Genomic DNA, 16,969 nt, shown 5'->3' on the forward strand with positions numbered 1-16,969 from the left:
TAATGCGACACAGCGGGCGATATCATCGCGCGATGACTCGGCATGCTCGATGGCGCGCGGGTCCAGATGTTGGCGGTCATGCTGGCACCTGTTCGACCGGGCGCACGACATATACGCCATAAATCGCCATGCCGATCGAATCGATGATGCCATTTTCTGCCAGCAGCGCGCCAACGACGCGGGCGCCGATGTCCGACGTTTCGCCGTTCATCTTCAGCAGCATGTCGAACAGCATTTCAGTGTCGACTTCGAATGTCACTGTACGGGTTGCCATATTCCTTACCGGGCGGCTTGTTAGGACCGCCCGGCTCCCTTGGTGAATGGTTAGGCCGGAGCGAAATAGACGCCGGCAATGTTGTGCTGGCAGAACTCGGCGAGGCACGTTTCCCCAGCCCAGACGCGGACATATGGGATGTTCGCGTGAAGCCCAGATTTCTGGCATGCTTCGATCCGGGTGACGCCGCTGCGGCCAACGACATATTCACTCTCGACGCCGGGGATGGTGTCGATCTGGACGGCCTTGATCGGCTGCTGAATGGGATGCTCTTCCATCACGCCACCACCTTCTTCGCCTTTGCCTTCGCCCGCCGCGCCTCATTGGCAGCGATCAGCGGGGCCATCCGGCGTTCGCGCTCGGCTTTCAGGGTGGCGAGTTCGGCAGCAACGCGAGCGTGGCCTTTGCGCGATTCCTCGTAGGCCATTTCCGCCGCCGTCATATCAGAGCGCAGTTGACTCGCCTCCCCCAACAGCCGCGCATTCTCCCGCTGCAACCGCCCGATCGTCTCGGCGTCGCGCACCGCATTTGCCGCGCGCTGGGCCAGCAAATCATCACCAGACTTCTTCATCTGGTCGTACCGCTTCTTCGTCACGAACATGTGGATTCTCCTTAGAAATCAGGTTCGTTGCTGACCGGATGATCAGCGATGACTTTTTCGGGATTGGCGGCTATCGCGTTCAGCACGGCGAGCGCCTGAACCAAGCCGTTGAAATAGGTTTCGCCAGTTTCAGACCTCGAATAACCGACGCCGTGCTGGACGCTCACATGGCCGACAAATCCGTTTTCGATCTTGCGGATGTGAACATTGACCGAATTAAAATTCATATCTCGTCTCCCTGTCAGGCCGCGCGCGTCCGGCGGCGATAATCAACCCGGTTCTGAAACCGCCGCTTTTCGGCGTAGAGCCAGTCATCGGCGTAGCGGTCACGCTTGCGCGCATTGATCTCGGCGCGGCGCTTGGCGTGGTTCAGGCGCTTGATCTCATTGTCCCGCGCCCGCTGTTCAGGCGTACGGCTGTAGTAGCGGACGAGGCAGGCGAGGCGCGCGGCCTCCTGCTCGGTCAGCGGGCGGGTTGCGGCGATCGCGTTAAGGCGGTCTAGGGCGGTCATTCCCCATCGCTCCAGTCTTCAGCGCCGGTAAACCCCTCGCCCATTTCGCTTTCCGGCTTGCCTTCGCCCGGCGTCAGCATGTCGCGACGCACGGCATAGGCGTTCATCACCTTCTCATGCAGGTCAGGGCGATTGGCCTCCAGACGTGCAACGAACTTGGCACCCTTCTCGATATGCGCATTCAGCGCTTCGAGACTGTCGATCTGGCCGAGGTGCGCCATATGCTCGTTGGCCCAATTCGCGGCGGCGGCAGGGTCGGGCTGGCGCTGCTGCTGCATCTGGAGCGGCAAGACTTTGATGCCAGCCTTCTTGCCCTTGGTCTTCATGACGACGACCATGGTTTCCTTGTCCATGTGGCTCATGTGGCTGATGCGGATGCCGCCGACATTCAGGCCGCCGAACGTCACGCCATCGTCACGGTAGAGCGTCATCGATCGGCCGACATATTCAGCGGCATTGCGGCCCCAGATGGCCAGCAGGATGCGTCGGATGGTCTTGCAAGGCTTGAACGGCTTGTTGTTGTCGCCTTCGTAGAAGATCGACACCGGCTGATCGCCGTCATTTCCTGCCACCTTGCGAACGGTGATCGTGCGGGGGGCTCCCATTAGATCGTCCGCATTGAGCTGGTCGCTTTTCGCCTCCACGAATTGCGACATGTCCACCATGTCGTTCATATCACTAGCTCCTGATGTTCCCGCCGTTCGGTCGGCGTAAGGCTGTAGCGGGCCACGGTGGCCTCATAGATCGCCAGCTTTTCAGCCAGCTTCCGCTCAAATTCCCCGGCGGCGTTGATGATGGCGTCCTGAATCTGATGGTCAGGATGGACGCGGATGAAGGCTGTCGGCAGGCCGCCGCTGTAGCTAATGAAGTCGATCCACTGGCGTTTGGACACGGCCATGCCGGTCTGATGCTGGATCAGGTAATCGGCCGGGATCGTCTCGCATTGTGCGACCCCCATGTTCTCGATGATGGTCTGCACCTGATACTTGGCCCGGCGGCTTTTCGCCTCGATCGCGCCGTCATCGCCGACAAGGCCATCCGGGCTGTAACCCAGCGTAAAACCCCATTCATCGTTGGTGATGAAGCCGCATTCCGTGACCGGCGCGAACTTCTCTTCATACTCGGCGCGGGCGTAAATCTCGTCTTCCTGACCGCGCAGCATGTCGTCGCTGATGTATTTCGGCTCGACATATTTGGTGATGCGTTGGGCCAGTAATTCGTAGAGGTGTGCCCGTTCCTTGTCGTTGTTGGATACCTTAAGCGTCGGCGTGATGATCAGCTTCATTTCCGAAGCCGTCAGCAGACCGCAGCGGGCTTGCAGCCATTCGTCGGTGCCTTGCTCCAGCTTGAAAAAGTGGGTGATGCTGCCCGACTTCGCGCCGGAAGGCTTGGCGGTCTCCGGCTTAGGCTTGGCGACCTCCACGCGCTCGCGATCGAACGCATCGTAAATGTCGTCCTGCTTCGGCTCGACATAATCGAGGGCAAAGGGGTTGTCCGTCATGGTCAGAACCTCAGCGTCACGTTGGGGACTTCGCCGGCAAGTATGGCGACCACAATCTTGCGAGCCGTTTCCTCGTCAGCGCCGCAGGTCATGAGCGCCTGCTTTGCGGCAGTCTTGATGGCGGTCCGGTGCGCCTGATCGGCGTCACGCTTGGCCTGCTCTGCGGCAAGACGGTCGATTTCAGCTTGGCGATCAGCCTCAGCCTTTGCGATGCGATCACGCTCGGCCTGCGCCTCGGCAAGCTGTGCGGCATGTTCGCGGTCGCGGCGCTCCTGCTCGGCGCGGGCGGCCTGCTCGGCTTCACGCTGCGCCCGTTCGGCGGCTTCGACCTTGGCGCGCTCGATGCGTTCGGCCTCTGCCTTTTCAGCGGCGAGGCGGCGTTCCTGTTCAGCCTGCGCGCGCTCCGCAGCTTCTTGAGCGGCGCGTTCGGTAGCGGCCTTTTCAGCCTCGATCCGCGTCGCTTCCTGACGTTCAGCTTCGGCTTTCTCGGCGGCAATGCGATCGGCCTCAGCGCGCGCGGCAGCTTCGGCCCGCAGCTTTTCCAGTTCGGCGCGCTCAGCCTCTTCCCGTTTCAGGCGGGCGAAGGCGGCCTTGAGCATGTCGGTCGCATGATCCTTGGCCTTCTGGGCCGTGTCCAACTTGTCGCCGAACAGGGTGGGATCAAGAACCATTTCATGGACTGTAAAACCGCGCGTCCGGACATCTTCCGCAGTCTCATCCAGGCTGACCATAGCATCGCGGGCAAGCTGGTTGATAATCGCATCTGCCTTGGCAACGCGAGCCTTTTCAGCCTCTTCCCACTCGGTCAGCGGCTTGCGCACCGACTTCGCCAGTTCGTCCAGCGTCTCGCGGGCGTCACGTCGGGCAGCATCGACAACGCCGATCTTGGCCCGCGCCTCCTCGTTCAGCTTCTTGCCAGCATCATCGATCGCCGTCTTGGTGCGGGTGATCTTGAAGGCGAACGACTTGATCGCGTCGCGCCCCTTGGCGGTAGACACATCAGGCTCGAAAGCCTCGATCTCCCGGCGGATATGGGCGAACAAATCGTCGCGCTTCCCGGCATCCACCAGCACAAGCTGCGGCGTCTGAGCTACGATTACCGTAATGTCACCGGCGGTTGCAGACTGATCAATTGCGACGGCACTAGCCATTTTCAAAACCCTTCCGGATTAGGGCAGGCAAGCAGAAGCCCGCCGCCGATGAGGATGATTGCCAGCGCTACGGCCAGCATCTGGGGGAGTGTGAGGAGGCGGGGCGTCATGACTCCCACCGCCGCGCAATCTGGGTGGACAGTGGGGGTGTTAGGCGCGCCTGTCCGCCGTGACCGGGCATATCCTGCTCAAGCCGAAGCGCGGCCCGATAGTCGCATGAATACGAGCAGACGAAGCCGCCATAATGGTTAACCTTGGCCTGTCCGCCACCTTCATCCAGAGGCAGATAGGCCGGCTTGCCCATATAATATGGATGTCCACGGAGAGCCTTGCCGCATCCTCGACATTCGGCGCCATGATAGCCGTTTTCGGGCGTTCTGGTTTCCTGCCTCACGCCGCAGCCCTCCCCGCATCACGAAGGACAGGCGGGACATAGGCCACATAGACCGGCGCTTTCGAAATCCGCTCAACCTGCTCGATCAGCGTATCAACCTTGGCCAGTCGACCATTCGGGCCGAGATAGCCGCACAGATACGACCCATCAGCCTGAACCTGATCAGCCCGCCCCAGATAGTTGCGGCGGTTGCACATCAGTTCGTCACGAACCGCATCAAAGGTAAACGGGCCGCAGCGGTGGCGGTTGTTCTCTAGCTTGGATATCGCAGCATCGATGCGCGCGACTGTCGTCTGGATCAAATCCGCAGCACGAACAGCGGCGTCGGCGTGATACTCTGCGCTTGTTGCGAAATCGGAGCGGGGCATTCTCGTCTCCTGTTGAAACTGAACTCATCCGCGCGGGCGCTCTGACCGCCCGTCTGGGGAGGTCAGGCTTGCCCGTAAGTTTCGGGGCGAGCAGGAATGTCGTCGGGCGTTGCGAACCCGAAAAGCGGCAGGAAGAAGAAGGATTGCCCGCGCTCGTTCATGAGGCTGGCGCCTTGAATTTCATAAGAGGCCCCTGCGGCGTCCCCTGCGGCGGCCCGTGCGGCGGCCCGTGCGGCGGCCCGTGCGGCGGCCCATGCGGCGTCCCCTGCGGCGGCCCGTGCGGCGGCCCATGCGGCGTCCCCTGCGGCGGCCCGTGCGGCGTCCCCTGCGGCGGCCCGTGCGGCGTCCCCTGCGGCGGCCCATGCGGCGTCCCCTGCGGCGGCCCGTGCGGCGGCCCATGCGGCGGCCACCTTCTGCCAGTCAGCCGGCGTGAACTGATCCAGTACCCACCAGAAATCGAGCAGCTTCGACCACTGATCACCAAGCACCTTGCCCGGATCGGTCAGAACAACGGCAGGAGCGCCATCCACAGTGTCGTTGACGTTACGCAGCAGGATAGCGTGCGCGCGGCTGATCTTGAGCAGGTCCGCCGTCATGCGGTCAGCGTTTCCCTGCGCGGTGCGGTTCAGGTCTTCGGCCGACATGCCGCCGATCAGGTGGAGAACCTGGCCCTGCGCGCACATGCACGACAGGTTGCCCTCCTCATATTCGGCCATGTCGATCAGTTCACCCTTGTAGGGCTGGCCGTCTCCGCTGTTCCAGCGCTCCAGGATTTCCGCGAGCTGCATTTCCGTCCTCCATCTAAACTCATCCTCGCCCCGACCGCATCGGGGTCCGGTCAGTTCAGGCAGCAACAAGATTGGCAGCAGGCGCGCCCAGCTCACGGCGCAGCGATGCGACCGAGCGGCGAAACATCGCGCGCATCTGGGCATCAAAGCGGCTGTCGAGCGCGTTGACTTCGTTGCGGCGGATCGCGGCAACCAGTTCGTCAGTGGTGCGGGGGTTGGTCACTTGCTTCTCCATCATAGGGAGCGATGTGCTGCCCTGATGGAGTGGTTATAGGTTGGTTCAATCCAACCCGTCAAGCGAAAAGGTTGGTTCAATCCAACTTTCTTCACAGCCCACGAAAAACCCCGCCGATCCGGGGATGGCGGGGTGGTAGAAGTTGACCGAAAAGATTCGACTCTTGGTGGGCCTCGCAGCAATAAAACGATATGGAATTCACGGCATATATTGACGAGGCAGGTGACGAGGGAATCACCAAGCTAAGAGACAAAAAGAACGGCGATCCTGGAGGCCAGTCGCGCTGGTTGGTGCTTGGCGGCATCCTCGTTTCGAAGGACACCGATAGGTCGCTCCCGAAAATCCGAGACGACATCGTGGCTTTGTTTGTAAAAAAGAAAGGCCGGGATCTTCACTTCCGCGAACTAAAGCACGAACAGAAGGTTGTGGCAGTAGATGCCCTGTCCGAAAAACGCATTGGAATTTGCGGCATATGTTCGTGCAAGGAGACACTCCTTGATGGCGGAAAATTCGAACAGTTGTACCAGCAGAAGGGCCATCTTTATAACTACCTAACGCGCTTCTTGCTTGAGCGCCTGACTGCGGCTGTGGCGGCGGCGGGACGGCGCGCCGGCGAGCAGGCTCGTCTAAAGGTAGTCTTCTCGCGGCGAATGAACACGGACTATCACGCTATGCGCGAATACCTGATGCTCATGCGAGACGGGAAGGAGAAACAACAGCCGGTAAGAAGCATAGACTGGTCCGTATTCTCCCCAGATGACATATGGGTCGAGAACCATTCAAAGTGGGCCGGCCTTCAGATTGCCGATGTCGCTACCAGTTCGATATTCAACGCGCTCGAGCAAAATTTTTACGGAAAATACGAGCCGCGATACGCACTAACCCTGGCCAAACGCTTTTTATCTGCGAACAAGTCTGTGATGAACTGCGGAATGACGCTTATCCCAAAACTCGCATCTTGCCCGCTGGACAAGGAGCAGAGAGACTTCATCAACGAGCTGCAAAAAATGTGGCAGGCCCCCGGACCCTGATGCACATCCACTGGATGCTGCTGCTCGAAAGCAACTCGGGCTTACTCCGGCGCATGCCTGCCGCAACCCATATGACATCAAGGCATTTGCAGGTCAATAATTGACAATCCAAAATCACCGATTTCTCGCGATTCGCGGATCATTGTTCTGATTTTGTTCGCTGGAATTATTGTTGTGCCGGCGCACTTACCCACAGGTTTGTGTGTCGACAGATAGGAAATCTCCTTTCCTACAACCCCGACTCGGGATAAGAACAAAATAAGAACAAGTGAGTCGAGACGTTGGAGATGGAACGTGTCCTGCTGGAAGCCCCGGTCTGCCCGGAAGATTGCCCAGAGTGCAATCTGCACTGCGCCGGGATCGTCATGCTGCTGGCCGATCTCCGGCGGGATCAGGAGATGCTTCTGAGGGAGCGGAGCTTGCACCTTCGCTCAGGCCTGCGTGAAGATCTGAAACTCGTTGAAGGGCATTTGGAAACTGCCGCGCAAGCCTTTGAGCGCGTTCGTCCTGGAACGGGTCGATCCCCACGGACTCAAGTAGCATTGCGAAGGTCGACGTCAGCACGTTTGCATTAGGCAGCGCTATAGAAGCGCCAGGCAGCAGATCGCGCACATCGATTTCGAGGGCGTTGGCAAGGCGTGTCAGTGTCGACAGCTTGATATCTTTGCCGTCTTCCAAAATTTCTTTCACGAGCGACTTACTTTTCCCGACCGACTGCGAAAGTGTCGTCGGCGCTATGCCTTTGCGCTTTATCTCCCGCGCCAAAGCCGAACGTATAGAATCAAAATTAAATTGCTCACCCATGGGGAGATTTTCCCACGGGCGGGCTATAATTGCATAGGTACTCGCAATCCAACTTGACGGGTTGGGTGTATCCAACCTATACCATTGGCTATGGCCGATCTCATCCACGACATCGAGACGTTCTGTCAGCAACAGAGCATGTCCCCCTGGCAGTTTGGCGTTCTAGCGCTGAACGATAAGCCATTCGTCAAGCAGGTAAAGGCGGGGCGGCGTGTTTGGCCCGAAACCGAACGCAAGGTCCGCCACTTCATGGCCACATACCGCCCCACCCACCCCAAGGCGTCGGCAGCATGATCCGCGCCGCAATCCTCCGCTGGCTGGGCATCCCGACCCGCGCTGAAACCCGCGCCATGATTCTGCGCGAGATAGACGCCGACCGCGCGTGGCTTCGCGATGACGACGACATCGGACCGATCCGGCACCGTCAAAGAGGCGAGATGCGACGCTACCTCGCTATCGAGAGCGGCAAGCGGGAGGATACCCGTGGCTAAGTCATTCCACCAGTTTGGCGGTGCTATGCGCCGGCTTGATGTCAACCTCGCGAACCGCGTCCCGGAAGGTGATGTACGTTTTGGCGATCGCTTCTTCCAGCGTGATATGCGGCTGGGGCGTCCATGTTCCGGTCTTTGCAGCCCACGCAGCAGTAAGCTGGGCAGCAACAAGCGCGGCGGTATCATCGCTGATAGCCATAGCAATTCCTTTCGTGGTCGTTTCGCACCCACCACGATGACCGAAGCTGGCGGGGAGTCAATCTCCGCCAGTGGAGGCCGGGCATGATCGCGCCTCTCACCGAATTGCAGGCGCTTGGACAGGCGTTTGACGCCGACGACATCGATGTCTGCGCGACCTGCGGCGAAATCGTCTGCAACCATTCGGACGCTGATTACCGGGGCTGGATCGATCCTGCCGCCGGTGTCGTGCCTTCGCCTTTTCTGGAGAACTGAGTGATGGGTGAAAATGCATACCGCATCGAAGGCCCGGCGCTGATCTCCTTTTCCGGCGGGCGCACGTCTGCCTACATGCTCAACAGCCTCCCCAATCGCCTGCGCGCCGCGCCGCACCTGATCCGCGATGTCGATGGCGACGGCCTCATGCTGACCGTCGAGCCGCTTGCCTTCCATCGCGTCGGCCACAACGGGCGCGGCGTCTACGTCCACAAGAAACCCACAGCCGTCGCCCCTAGCGACGCAACCGGCGGGCGTCCTGCCAAGGTCGCTGACAGTTCTCCCGCCACCCTTTCGGTTCCGGCCTGCACGCCGGACAGCGCCAGCCGGGGTGTTCGCCCCTCTCTCGCTTCGGCTGGCGCTGATGTTTCTGACCTCCTTCATGGGAGCATTCTTAAATGATGCAGCGCAGCAATGTCCTACCGCCCGCGATCCCTCTCACGGTGGAAGACGCCCGCGAAATCCTATCGCACCCGCTTTTGGCGCTGTGCAGCGAGTACGGCCCAACCGCTGTTGCGCGCGCGATCGGTGTTCGTGAAGACAAGACCGTTCGTGATGCTCGCGACGAGAAGGCCAGCCTCAGCCTGCATAGCGCCGCCAACCTGCTACTGCTGGACGGAGCTGCCCTAGACGGCTTCCTGGCCCGCGTTGGCCGCCGCTCGGTCCCGGTGGATGCCACATGCTCGACCGACGCGCTCCCGTCGATGACCGGTGCAGTGCACAAACTGGTGACAGCCACCAGCCCAAGCAGCCCCGGCGGATCGGTGCTGACGCACTTCGAGTTGCTCGATAGCGAGGCAGAGTTGCGTCAGGCGTTCGACGCGATCGGGGCGCTGCTGATCAGGATTGACCGGATTAAGTCCGGTGTCGCCGCATGAACCTCACCCAGGAACAGGCGATGGAGATCGCTAGCCGGAAGGCGCGGCGGCATGATGCGATATCGCCTGCCGAACGCGATATGATCATAGCGCAGCTTGAGCGCTTTCCCCTGCCGGTGGTGAAGCGGAACACGGGGCGGTCCTACGTCACACTGCTGCGGATCGCGCAGGTGGCTCTATGAGAATGCGCACCAACGCCAAAGACAGCGCCGTCACGATCGCAACAGCCTGCGCACAGTTGAAAGCGATGCTCGCGAATGCGAGGTCGCTGGATCACCTGACCGTGGAGACGCTGGTGCGGTCTTATCGGGTTCCGGTCAAGGAAATTGAATATGAGCTGGCGATCGCGCGTCAGAAGCGTGGCGCGCAATGAATGCGCTCGGCATCTTCCCCGCGGAGCCGGAAGGCGATGAGCCGTGGCACATTGATCCGAAGGACAATGACCCGCGCGACGAATTGAAGCGCCAGTCCGCGTTCCTGCGCGATGCGAAGATCATCTGCCCCGGAGTCGATATCTTCGCCGTGCCGAATGCCGCCAAGCGCAGCCAGTGGGCCGCCAACAAGGCGCGCCGCGAAGGTATGACTGCCGGCGTCCTTGATCTGGTGGCGACATGGAAAGGTGGCGGTGCTGCCTTCCTGGAATTCAAGGATGGCAAGAAGATGCCGGACGCCAACCAGCGCGATCGGCTCAATCTCCTGATGCGTCAGGGCCATCACTGCGGGGTGTTCCGGCAGGAGAAATCCGCGCTCGACTTCCTGCGCCGGTGTGGCGCGCCGTTCATCGATCGGAGGGGGCTTTGATAGCAGACGCCCTTGCCAGCGAAATGCGCGCGATGGCCGGAACGGTGACGTTTCGCCACGTCGAGATTTTGCGCGGCATGGGCGTGCCGGTTCCCTCGCTACTGGCCCGCGATCTGATCGGGGTGACCAAGGTCGAAACGGACAGCCGGGATTTCTGGCAACCGTGCCCGACCGGCAAGACCATGGTCGTCACGCCGCTGTTCGAGGTCGGGCAGACCGTCGACCTGATCGTGTTCGACCTAAAGGCGCCGGATATCTGGTATTTGCGGACCGGTCGCGGCTGGGCTTTGGGCGCCGCCCACATCGAGGACATTTTTCGCAACATTGGATGGGCCGAAACGCAGCAGTGGGTGGACCTGTGCGCCACACCGCTCGACTGGCTCCGCGGTGGCGCTGCGGGGGCCTGCGTGACGCAATGGACGGACGAGGCCCGGCGCACGCTGCGGATGCACCAGCAGGTGCAGGTCACCAGTCCGAAATTCGCCCGCGCGCTGAGGCTGGAACTGACCCGGCCGCCGCGCATCCCGGAAATCGAAGTGAGGGGGATGCAGTCGCGTGCCGCGTAACATCGAGACAGAAAACGACTTCGACAATGACAATGGGCCGCCTCGCTGGATGGACGAGGCGCGCGACGCCATGTTCATGGAGGACGACACCCCGCCGCCCGCACCGCCGCTGCTAAGCCTTATAGACCCATCCGGCTGGGCCGGCCTTGGCGTTCCTGAAAGATCGTGGAAGGTCAAGGATTATATCCCTGATCGGCAGGCAACCCTCCTGACCGGCAAGGGCGCTGCGGGCAAATCTCTGGTGTCCCAGCAGCAGGCGACATGCATCGCGCTCGGCCTCCCTTTTCTTGGCCTGGAGACGGTCCAGACGAACGCGCTCTATGTGACCTGCGAAGATGATGCGGACGAACTGCATCGGCGCCAGGTGGCGATCTGCGCCAATCTCGGCGTGGATATCGAGGCGCTAAGCGGCAAGCTGTTCCTGCTCTCCCTGCAAGGCGAGATGGCCAACGAACTGGCCACCTTCGACCATGACGGCCGGATGCGCGTGGCGCCGCGCTACCAGCAGATAGAGGCGGCCTGCATAGAGAATAGCATCAGCTTCGCCGTGCTGGACAATACCGCCCACCTGTTCACCGGCAATGAGAATGACCGGCATCAGGTGGCGTCTTTCATCAACCTGTGCAACCGGCTGGCTATCTCCATCGACGGCGCGGTCGTCATCGTGGGCCACCCCAACAAGGCCGGCGACAGCTATTCAGGATCGACGGCATGGGAAAATCAGGTGCGATCGCGCCTGTTCATGGAGATCCCGGTCGATGACGACGGCAACTGTCCCGATCCGGATGCGCGCGTCATGCGCCGCGAAAAATCCAACTACGCCCAGCGCGGCGGCGACCTCAATTTCATGTGGTTCAAAGGGTCGTTCGTGCTGCCTGAGGCGGTTCCTGAAGAGCAGAAAATCGACACGGCTAGCATCGCCAAGGCCTCGCGCGAAAACGACCTGTTCATGACCTGCCTCGCCAAGGCTGCGAGCCAGAAGCGCGCCGTCAGCCACCAGAACGGCATCAACTATGCGCCGCGTATTTTCGCCCACATGCCGCAGGCCAAAGGGGCCAAGGAAGCGGACATGCGCGCCGCCATGGAGAGGCTGCTGAGCCTTGGTAAAATCGAGCTGGAAGCCAATCTCTGGAAGGGGTCAAATCGTCACTGGAAAGTGGGCATCAGGGCCACGGATGAGGTGCGCCAACCCCCCTCAGAAAATGGCGGAAATGCGTGCGCCAACCCCGCGCCAACCCCCTGCGCTGACCCGCGCCAACCCCATAGCCAAGTCATTGAAAATACTGCGCCAACCCTGCGCTGCGCTGACCCCCTCCCCCTAAAGGGGGAGACAGGCGGCGCCGTTGGCGCTCCGCCGCCTGTTCGTTCGGAGGACTGGAAATCCAACCCGATCCTGAACCCCAGGGCAGAGGTTGCGCGCCCGGCGAACGACCCGCCGGACTGGATGAACGAGACGCCTCCGATCGGGGAGGATGATTGGTGTTTTGATGGTGATGACGATGGCGATGGTGGCCGCAACGATATGGGGAGGTTTGAGGGATGAGCATGAACAACCGAGGCCGCCCACCCATCACCCGCGCCCGCGTCCTGACCTACTGGCGCAAGCATGGGCCGTGTTCGATCATGCAGGTCTGTCGGGTGACCGGGGCTGAGCGGAGCCATGTTAAGCGGATATTGCGGGCGCAAGAAATCTCAATCTAAATAAAGAGGTGCCAATGAAAACGCTATCAGACGTAAAAAGCGACATGAGCGCTCTGTATGAAGAAGTGAGGAGCGGGACATGTGATTTGAAAATCGCGGCAGAACTTGCAAACATAACGGGGAAATATTTGAAAGCTGCCCAGCTTGAGTTTGCTAAGGAATTGTATAGCGAGAGGGTGGCCACGGAGATGCAGAAGAGGCTGTAGTGACTTACCCGTCCAGAACTCCAGAAGCGCGCCGCGCCGAATATTTAAGAAATATTGAAGCAGTTAAAAGGAGGGAGGCGCGGCGCAAGGAGTGTATCGAATATGCTAGGAGGATTCTGGCAAGAGAGATTGGGTGCCAGCAAGCCGATGTGCCGATTGCCATGGCAGAAGCGCGGTTTAAGCAGATAAATCTGCGGCGGGCGATTAGGAGCGCGCAACAGGATGCTTTGTACCCGGCGGCATGCGGTGACTATGAAAGTGGACTTACCGTTCGCCAGATAGCGGAAAAGTATGGGTTTGATCGCGGGCGAGTTACGGCGATTTTGAAGGCGGTCGGCATTATCCCCAAGTTTAGAGCGTACTGCAAAAATGGACACGAATTTTCAGGCTCCAATCTGCTAATTTCGAAAGAAGGGTTCCGTCGCTGTCGGCAGTGCAGTCGTGATAATTCAGCTAGGCATGCCCTGAAAGTTAAAGCAAGCAACTGATTTTTGCCCCATGCACAGGCTTAGGCCTGTGCTGTAGATGGTTTGCCCATGAGCGCGGGCCAGCCTTCCGTAAAAGAAACGACCGGGAAACGGAAAGTCGGGGATGGCACCCCCGGCCCCGGCCGGCGCAAGGGCGTTCCAAACAAGACTACGACCCTGCTCAAGGACGCGCTGCTTGAGGCGGCTACCAAGGCGGGCGGTAAGGATGGGCTGGTAGGCTACCTGACCGTTCAGGCCACCGCTAACCCGCAATCCTTCCTCCCCCTGCTCGGCAAGGTATTGCCGATGCAAATCACAGGGGAGGATGGCGGACCCATCAAGGTCACCCGCATCGAACTAGTCGGGGTGGCGCCGGAATGACCGCGGCGCAGATCAAAATCCCGGCCAAGCTGGTTCCGGTGTTCGATGGTGAGGCTGATGTGCGTGGCGCGCATGGTGGCCGTGGGTCAGCCAAGACCCGAACCTTCGCCCTGATGACCGCAATCCGCGCCTACAAATGGGATCAGGAGGGCCGCCAAGGCATCATCCTGTGCGCCCGGCAGTTCATGAACTCGCTGGCCGATTCCTCGCTGGAGGAGATCAAGGCGGCGATCCGTGAAACGGAATGGCTGGCCCCGCACTTCGACATCGGCGAAACCTATATCCGCACGCTTTCGGGCCGGGTCAGCTATTCGTTCATCGGTCTGGCGCGCAACCTGAACAGCATCAAGTCGAAATTCCGCATCCTCCTGGCGTGGATCGATGAAGCCGAGCCGGTCACCGAGGAGGCGTGGGTCAAGCTGATTCCGACGCTGCGCGAAGAGGATAGCGAACTGTGGCTGACATGGAACCCGGAGCGCAAGAATAGCGCGACAAATCAGCGTTTCCGCCACGCCAATGACAACGACCGCACCCGCATTGTCGAGATGAATTTTCGGGATAACCCATGGTTCCCGGCGATCCTCGATCGCGTTCGGCTCAAGGACAAGAATGAGCGGCCTGATCAATACGGGCACATCTGGGAGGGTGAGTATCTCACCGTTGTTGAAGGTGCCTATTACGCCAAGCACCTGACCCAAGCACGCTCGGACGGTCGTGTCGGCCGCGTTGCCGCCGATCCGCTGATGACCATTCGGGCCATCTGGGACATTGGCGGTACAGGCGCAAAGGCTGATGCCACCGCGATCTGGATCGTGCAGTTCATCGGCAAGGAAATCCGGTTCCTCGACTATTACGAGGCGGTGGGCCAGCCGCTCGCCACCCATATCCATTGGCTGCGATCACATGGATACGAGAACGCTTTGTGTGTGCTGCCGCACGACGGCGCGGCGCATGAGAAGGTCTATCAGACCACCTACGAGGGCGCGCTGCGGCAGGCTGGCTTCGCGGTTGAGGTAATCCCGAACCAAGGCGCAGGCGCGGCGATGCAGCGCGTGGAGGCGGCGCGCCGGCTGTTTCCGCAAATGTGGTTCGACGCCGACAAGTGCGCCGGCGGTTTGGATGCAATCGGCTGGTATCACGAAAAGAAGGACGAAGAGCGCGGGATCGGTCTTGGCCCGGATCATGACTGGTCCAGTCATGGTTCGGACGCCTTTGGGCTCGCCGCCGTGTCCTATCGTGAGCCGAAAGCCTCCCGCCCCATCAACTACAACAAGAGAGGGATCGCCTGATGCCCGGCGCGCCAGACATCACGCTCGAATATGACGCTGAAGCACCGGACAACACCGCGCTGGTGCAGTTCCTCATGGACGAGGAAAAGCGCGCAGAGGATGGCGCGTTGCAGGAGGAGCGTGAAGTAGCGCTGGATTTCTACAACGGCGAGCCATTTGGTGACGAGGTCGATGGCCGCAGTCAGCTTGTGACGCGCGATGTGGCAGAGGTGATCGATGACACAGTGGCCGAGCTGCTGGACATCATGGTCAGCGGCGACAAGGTGGTCGAGTTCAGCCACCCGGACAAGCGCATAGCTGAAGAGGCCACCCACGCGGTCGGCCGGCAATTTCATGAGGGCCAGGACGGCTTTCGTATCCTGCATGACTGGATCAAGGCGGGCCTGCTGGAGAAAACCAGCGTTGCCAAGGTCTGCGTTGAACCTCAGCCGCCGAAACGCCGGGAGGCCGTGTTGTCGGTTGAGGAAATGACGGCGCTTGCGGACCAGGGCGTCCAGTTCATTGCGTCGGTGCAGATGGATGATGCGGGCCTGCAATGGGGCGCCGCTTGGCTGGAAGAGCAGCCGCCCAAGTTCATCGATTATGTCACCCCAAACGAGGAGTTTGGTGTTGCTTCGGATGCCCGCGATCTGGACGACGGATGCGTCTATGACGTGTTCAAGATGCGCCGGACGATCAGCGACATTGCCGAAATGGGCTATGATGTTGACGGCCTGTGGGATGATGGCAACGTCACGCTGACGACGCTGTCCTCGGTGCGCGACAACGGCCTCAACGCCAATGACGTTGACTATCGCACCGGCACCAACCGGTCGGTGTGGTTCCTCGAAGAATATGCGCGCTTCGACCTGAACGGTGATGGAATTTCAGAACTGATCAAGGTCCACCGCGTCGGCAAAACAGTCCTCAACATCGAAGAGGTGGAAGAGCAGCCCGGCGTCGTCTGGTGTCCGTTCCCGATGCCGGGCCGCATCGTTGGCCAGTCTCTCGCTGACAAGGTGATGGATATCCAGCGCACCCGGTCGGTGGCGCTGCGCCAGACGATGGACGGGTTCTACTTCTCCAATAATCCTCGCACTTTCCTGAGCGAGTCATCGATCGGAGATAACACGATCGATGACCTGTTGACCGTCGTGCCGGGCGGCATTGTCCGCCATGCCGGGCCGACGCCGCCGACCATCGCCACGCCAAGTTTCGATATCGGTTCTGGCATCACCCTCATGGAGACGCTGGCGGGCGAGAAGGAGAGCCGCAGCGGCGTCACCCGCTTGAACCAGGGTATGAGCAACCCCGATACGCTGAACAAGACGGCAACCGGCACGAAGCTTATGCAGGCAGCGGGCAAGAAGATTGCCCGGCTGATCACGCGCAATTTCGCCGAAGCCTTCGCCCGGCTGATGCTCAAGAAGTACCGGCTGATGCGACAGTTCGGCCGGCCCTACACGATCGTCATCGACGGTGAAGAGCGCCGCATCGATCCGCGCCAGTGGCCTGACGACATGAACATCAAAGTCCGCGTTGGTCTCGGCACGGGCAACAAGGATGAGATTCTGGAGCGGCTGATGATGCTCCTTCAGATCGCGCAGGCGGCCATTCAGAGCGGTTCGCGCACTTTCAACGACACGAATATCTACAACATCATTCGCGCCCTCATCGAAACCGGCAATCTCGGCAACATCCGTGAACTGGCCACCGATCCCGAAACGCTTGGGCCGCCGGAAGAGAAGCCGGACCCCGAAATGGCGAAGGCGCAGGCGGAAATGCAGATCAGGGCGGCCGAGGTCGATGCCAAGAAGCAGGAGGCCGCGCTCAATCTCCAGCTCAAGCAGGATGAGGCGGCGGCGAAGATCCAGCTTATGCGCGAAGAGGCCGCCGCCAAGCTGGAACTGGAGCGCCAAAAGGCGGCGGCAGAGCAGAATCTAGCACTTCGCCAGCAGGACTTCGAAATGGCCATGGCGCGCGAGCAAATGGCGCTCCAGCGCGAGCAGGCTGAGCATAAAGCCAAGCTCGATGCGGAAAACGCTGTGAGCAAGAAGCGGCCAGGAGGCGATCTTGACAAGTGATCCGGAAGAACGGCG

General features: G+C 60.5%; 29 protein-coding genes. 16 read left to right on the top strand and 13 right to left on the bottom strand.

From position 1 onward, the window contains the following. Positions 1-76: 76 nt before the first annotated feature. The 11 genes from BMX92_RS27090 to BMX92_RS27545 form a co-directional block, all read right to left on the bottom strand. Positions 77-274, bottom strand: a complete 198-nt coding sequence (locus BMX92_RS27090; RefSeq protein ID WP_143066864.1) for a hypothetical protein — start codon at positions 272-274, stop codon at positions 77-79. A gap of 50 nt (positions 275-324) precedes the next feature. Beyond that, positions 325-552 carry a hypothetical protein gene (locus BMX92_RS23515; RefSeq protein WP_093021109.1) on the bottom strand — a complete coding sequence of 76 codons (228 nt, stop codon included), beginning with the start codon at positions 550-552 and terminating at the stop codon, positions 325-327. Then, positions 552-875: a hypothetical protein gene (locus tag BMX92_RS23520; RefSeq protein ID WP_093021111.1), complete on the bottom strand. Its 324-nt coding sequence runs from the start codon at positions 873-875 to the stop codon at positions 552-554. Before BMX92_RS23520 ends, BMX92_RS23515 begins: the two co-directional genes overlap by 1 nt. 11 nt (positions 876-886) lie before the next feature. Continuing rightward, the gene (locus tag BMX92_RS23525) at positions 887-1,102 is read right to left on the bottom strand and encodes a hypothetical protein (protein ID WP_093021113.1); all 216 of its coding nucleotides are present in this window, start codon (positions 1,100-1,102) and stop codon (positions 887-889) included. Between the two features lie 14 nt (positions 1,103-1,116). After that, on the bottom strand, positions 1,117-1,386 hold the full coding sequence (locus BMX92_RS23530) for a hypothetical protein (protein WP_093021115.1): 270 nt from the start codon (positions 1,384-1,386) through the stop codon (positions 1,117-1,119). Next, a complete protein-coding gene (locus BMX92_RS23535; protein ID WP_093021117.1) occupies positions 1,383-2,060 on the bottom strand; it encodes a hypothetical protein in 678 nt (225 codons plus the stop codon). The genes BMX92_RS23530 and BMX92_RS23535 overlap by 4 nt, the downstream gene beginning before the upstream one ends. Then, on the bottom strand, positions 2,057-2,887 hold the full coding sequence (locus BMX92_RS23540; protein WP_093021119.1) for a lambda exonuclease family protein: 831 nt from the start codon (positions 2,885-2,887) through the stop codon (positions 2,057-2,059). Before BMX92_RS23540 ends, BMX92_RS23535 begins: the two co-directional genes overlap by 4 nt. Positions 2,888-2,889: 2 nt before the next feature. Then, the gene (locus BMX92_RS23545; protein ID WP_143066865.1) at positions 2,890-4,038 is read right to left on the bottom strand and encodes a hypothetical protein; all 1,149 of its coding nucleotides are present in this window, start codon (positions 4,036-4,038) and stop codon (positions 2,890-2,892) included. Between the two features lie 390 nt (positions 4,039-4,428). Then, positions 4,429-4,800 (bottom strand): hypothetical protein, encoded by a 372-nt coding sequence (locus BMX92_RS23555; RefSeq protein WP_143066866.1) that lies wholly within the window; start codon positions 4,798-4,800, stop codon positions 4,429-4,431. A gap of 62 nt (positions 4,801-4,862) precedes the next feature. Continuing rightward, a complete protein-coding gene (locus tag BMX92_RS27540; protein ID WP_177185223.1) occupies positions 4,863-5,588 on the bottom strand; it encodes a hypothetical protein in 726 nt (241 codons plus the stop codon). 55 nt (positions 5,589-5,643) lie between these two features. Beyond that, a complete protein-coding gene (locus BMX92_RS27545; RefSeq protein WP_177185224.1) occupies positions 5,644-5,811 on the bottom strand; it encodes a hypothetical protein in 168 nt (55 codons plus the stop codon). A 203-nt stretch (positions 5,812-6,014) separates the two neighbouring features. On the opposite strand from BMX92_RS27545, the gene BMX92_RS23570 reads away from it, so the two are divergent. Next, positions 6,015-6,854: a DUF3800 domain-containing protein gene (locus tag BMX92_RS23570; protein WP_093021129.1), complete on the top strand. Its 840-nt coding sequence runs from the start codon at positions 6,015-6,017 to the stop codon at positions 6,852-6,854. A 363-nt stretch (positions 6,855-7,217) separates the two neighbouring features. Here the strand turns inward: BMX92_RS23570 and BMX92_RS27095 are convergent, their stop codons facing one another. Further along, positions 7,218-7,658 (bottom strand): helix-turn-helix domain-containing protein, encoded by a 441-nt coding sequence (locus tag BMX92_RS27095; protein ID WP_143066867.1) that lies wholly within the window; start codon positions 7,656-7,658, stop codon positions 7,218-7,220. 90 nt (positions 7,659-7,748) lie between these two features. Between BMX92_RS27095 and BMX92_RS23580 the strand changes: the two genes are divergently transcribed. Both BMX92_RS23580 and BMX92_RS23585 read left to right on the top strand, forming a co-directional pair. Then, complete coding sequence (locus BMX92_RS23580) at positions 7,749-7,952, top strand: hypothetical protein (protein ID WP_218145834.1); 204 nt, start codon at positions 7,749-7,751, stop codon at positions 7,950-7,952. After that, positions 7,949-8,149, top strand: coding sequence for a hypothetical protein (locus BMX92_RS23585; RefSeq protein ID WP_093021135.1), 201 nt, complete (start codon positions 7,949-7,951; stop codon positions 8,147-8,149). The genes BMX92_RS23580 and BMX92_RS23585 overlap by 4 nt, the downstream gene beginning before the upstream one ends. A gap of 1 nt (position 8,150) precedes the next feature. On the opposite strand, the gene BMX92_RS23590 is transcribed toward BMX92_RS23585, so the two are convergent. Continuing rightward, positions 8,151-8,348, bottom strand: a complete 198-nt coding sequence (locus tag BMX92_RS23590) for a hypothetical protein (protein ID WP_093021137.1) — start codon at positions 8,346-8,348, stop codon at positions 8,151-8,153. A gap of 83 nt (positions 8,349-8,431) precedes the next feature. On the opposite strand from BMX92_RS23590, the gene BMX92_RS27550 reads away from it, so the two are divergent. The 13 genes from BMX92_RS27550 to BMX92_RS23645 all read left to right on the top strand — a co-directional run bounded on the left by BMX92_RS27550 (position 8,432) and on the right by BMX92_RS23645 (position 16,954). Further along, on the top strand, positions 8,432-8,602 hold the full coding sequence (locus BMX92_RS27550) for a hypothetical protein (RefSeq protein ID WP_177185225.1): 171 nt from the start codon (positions 8,432-8,434) through the stop codon (positions 8,600-8,602). Between the two features lie 3 nt (positions 8,603-8,605). Then, entirely contained in the window at positions 8,606-9,004 is a 399-nt protein-coding gene (locus BMX92_RS23595; RefSeq protein ID WP_093021140.1) for a hypothetical protein, read from the top strand. Then, positions 9,001-9,480, top strand: coding sequence for a hypothetical protein (locus BMX92_RS23600; protein WP_093021142.1), 480 nt, complete (start codon positions 9,001-9,003; stop codon positions 9,478-9,480). Before BMX92_RS23595 ends, BMX92_RS23600 begins: the two co-directional genes overlap by 4 nt. Next, positions 9,477-9,662, top strand: a complete 186-nt coding sequence (locus BMX92_RS23605) for a hypothetical protein (protein WP_093021144.1) — start codon at positions 9,477-9,479, stop codon at positions 9,660-9,662. The genes BMX92_RS23600 and BMX92_RS23605 overlap by 4 nt, the downstream gene beginning before the upstream one ends. Positions 9,663-9,664: 2 nt before the next feature. Next, positions 9,665-9,853: a hypothetical protein gene (locus BMX92_RS23610; RefSeq protein ID WP_093021146.1), complete on the top strand. Its 189-nt coding sequence runs from the start codon at positions 9,665-9,667 to the stop codon at positions 9,851-9,853. Then, on the top strand, positions 9,850-10,281 hold the full coding sequence (locus BMX92_RS23615; RefSeq protein ID WP_093021148.1) for a hypothetical protein: 432 nt from the start codon (positions 9,850-9,852) through the stop codon (positions 10,279-10,281). The genes BMX92_RS23610 and BMX92_RS23615 overlap by 4 nt, the downstream gene beginning before the upstream one ends. Next, positions 10,278-10,847, top strand: coding sequence for a hypothetical protein (locus BMX92_RS23620; protein WP_143066868.1), 570 nt, complete (start codon positions 10,278-10,280; stop codon positions 10,845-10,847). The genes BMX92_RS23615 and BMX92_RS23620 overlap by 4 nt, the downstream gene beginning before the upstream one ends. A 49-nt stretch (positions 10,848-10,896) precedes the next feature. Further along, positions 10,897-12,390 carry an AAA family ATPase gene (locus tag BMX92_RS23625; protein WP_143066869.1) on the top strand — a complete coding sequence of 498 codons (1,494 nt, stop codon included), beginning with the start codon at positions 10,897-10,899 and terminating at the stop codon, positions 12,388-12,390. A gap of 172 nt (positions 12,391-12,562) precedes the next feature. Further along, on the top strand, positions 12,563-12,754 hold the full coding sequence (locus BMX92_RS23630) for a hypothetical protein (protein ID WP_093021154.1): 192 nt from the start codon (positions 12,563-12,565) through the stop codon (positions 12,752-12,754). Then, complete coding sequence (locus tag BMX92_RS27100; protein WP_143066870.1) at positions 12,754-13,242, top strand: hypothetical protein; 489 nt, start codon at positions 12,754-12,756, stop codon at positions 13,240-13,242. Before BMX92_RS23630 ends, BMX92_RS27100 begins: the two co-directional genes overlap by 1 nt. A gap of 48 nt (positions 13,243-13,290) precedes the next feature. Continuing rightward, positions 13,291-13,602 (top strand): hypothetical protein, encoded by a 312-nt coding sequence (locus BMX92_RS23635; protein ID WP_093021156.1) that lies wholly within the window; start codon positions 13,291-13,293, stop codon positions 13,600-13,602. Beyond that, entirely contained in the window at positions 13,599-14,891 is a 1,293-nt protein-coding gene (locus tag BMX92_RS23640; protein WP_093021159.1) for a PBSX family phage terminase large subunit, read from the top strand. The genes BMX92_RS23635 and BMX92_RS23640 overlap by 4 nt, the downstream gene beginning before the upstream one ends. Further along, the gene (locus BMX92_RS23645; RefSeq protein ID WP_093021162.1) at positions 14,891-16,954 is read left to right on the top strand and encodes a cell envelope integrity protein TolA; all 2,064 of its coding nucleotides are present in this window, start codon (positions 14,891-14,893) and stop codon (positions 16,952-16,954) included. The genes BMX92_RS23640 and BMX92_RS23645 overlap by 1 nt, the downstream gene beginning before the upstream one ends. Positions 16,955-16,969: the final 15 nt, after the last annotated feature.

Source organism: Sphingobium sp. YR768 (assembly GCF_900111125.1).
Taxonomy (GTDB): Bacteria; Pseudomonadota; Alphaproteobacteria; order Sphingomonadales; family Sphingomonadaceae; genus Sphingobium.

Bases quoted from the DNA above. Each gene is read 5' to 3' on its own strand.
- BMX92_RS23520 (WP_093021111.1), bottom strand. From the start codon at position 875: ATGTTCGTGACGAAGAAGCGGTACGACCAGATGAAGAAGTCTGGTGAT.
- BMX92_RS23595 (WP_093021140.1), top strand. From the start codon at position 8,606: ATGGGTGAAAATGCATACCGCATCGAAGGCCCGGCGCTGATCTCCTTT.
- BMX92_RS23625 (WP_143066869.1), top strand. From the start codon at position 10,897: ATGGACGAGGCGCGCGACGCCATGTTCATGGAGGACGACACCCCGCCG.
- BMX92_RS23615 (WP_093021148.1), top strand. From the start codon at position 9,850: ATGAATGCGCTCGGCATCTTCCCCGCGGAGCCGGAAGGCGATGAGCCG.
- BMX92_RS27550 (WP_177185225.1), top strand. From the start codon at position 8,432: ATGATCGCGCCTCTCACCGAATTGCAGGCGCTTGGACAGGCGTTTGAC.
- BMX92_RS23610 (WP_093021146.1), top strand. From the start codon at position 9,665: ATGCGCACCAACGCCAAAGACAGCGCCGTCACGATCGCAACAGCCTGC.
- BMX92_RS27090 (WP_143066864.1), bottom strand. From the start codon at position 274: ATGGCAACCCGTACAGTGACATTCGAAGTCGACACTGAAATGCTGTTC.
- BMX92_RS23635 (WP_093021156.1), top strand. From the start codon at position 13,291: ATGAGCGCGGGCCAGCCTTCCGTAAAAGAAACGACCGGGAAACGGAAA.
- BMX92_RS23555 (WP_143066866.1), bottom strand. From the start codon at position 4,800: ATGCCCCGCTCCGATTTCGCAACAAGCGCAGAGTATCACGCCGACGCC.
- BMX92_RS23570 (WP_093021129.1), top strand. From the start codon at position 6,015: ATGGAATTCACGGCATATATTGACGAGGCAGGTGACGAGGGAATCACC.
- BMX92_RS23580 (WP_218145834.1), top strand. From the start codon at position 7,749: ATGGCCGATCTCATCCACGACATCGAGACGTTCTGTCAGCAACAGAGC.
- BMX92_RS23585 (WP_093021135.1), top strand. From the start codon at position 7,949: ATGATCCGCGCCGCAATCCTCCGCTGGCTGGGCATCCCGACCCGCGCT.
- BMX92_RS23515 (WP_093021109.1), bottom strand. From the start codon at position 552: ATGGAAGAGCATCCCATTCAGCAGCCGATCAAGGCCGTCCAGATCGAC.
- BMX92_RS23535 (WP_093021117.1), bottom strand. From the start codon at position 2,060: ATGAACGACATGGTGGACATGTCGCAATTCGTGGAGGCGAAAAGCGAC.
- BMX92_RS23640 (WP_093021159.1), top strand. From the start codon at position 13,599: ATGACCGCGGCGCAGATCAAAATCCCGGCCAAGCTGGTTCCGGTGTTC.
- BMX92_RS23545 (WP_143066865.1), bottom strand. From the start codon at position 4,038: ATGGCTAGTGCCGTCGCAATTGATCAGTCTGCAACCGCCGGTGACATT.
- BMX92_RS23630 (WP_093021154.1), top strand. From the start codon at position 12,563: ATGAAAACGCTATCAGACGTAAAAAGCGACATGAGCGCTCTGTATGAA.
- BMX92_RS23590 (WP_093021137.1), bottom strand. From the start codon at position 8,348: ATGGCTATCAGCGATGATACCGCCGCGCTTGTTGCTGCCCAGCTTACT.
- BMX92_RS23525 (WP_093021113.1), bottom strand. From the start codon at position 1,102: ATGAATTTTAATTCGGTCAATGTTCACATCCGCAAGATCGAAAACGGA.
- BMX92_RS23600 (WP_093021142.1), top strand. From the start codon at position 9,001: ATGATGCAGCGCAGCAATGTCCTACCGCCCGCGATCCCTCTCACGGTG.
- BMX92_RS23540 (WP_093021119.1), bottom strand. From the start codon at position 2,887: ATGACGGACAACCCCTTTGCCCTCGATTATGTCGAGCCGAAGCAGGAC.
- BMX92_RS23645 (WP_093021162.1), top strand. From the start codon at position 14,891: ATGCCCGGCGCGCCAGACATCACGCTCGAATATGACGCTGAAGCACCG.
- BMX92_RS23530 (WP_093021115.1), bottom strand. From the start codon at position 1,386: ATGACCGCCCTAGACCGCCTTAACGCGATCGCCGCAACCCGCCCGCTG.
- BMX92_RS27540 (WP_177185223.1), bottom strand. From the start codon at position 5,588: ATGCAGCTCGCGGAAATCCTGGAGCGCTGGAACAGCGGAGACGGCCAG.
- BMX92_RS27095 (WP_143066867.1), bottom strand. From the start codon at position 7,658: ATGGGTGAGCAATTTAATTTTGATTCTATACGTTCGGCTTTGGCGCGG.
- BMX92_RS23605 (WP_093021144.1), top strand. From the start codon at position 9,477: ATGAACCTCACCCAGGAACAGGCGATGGAGATCGCTAGCCGGAAGGCG.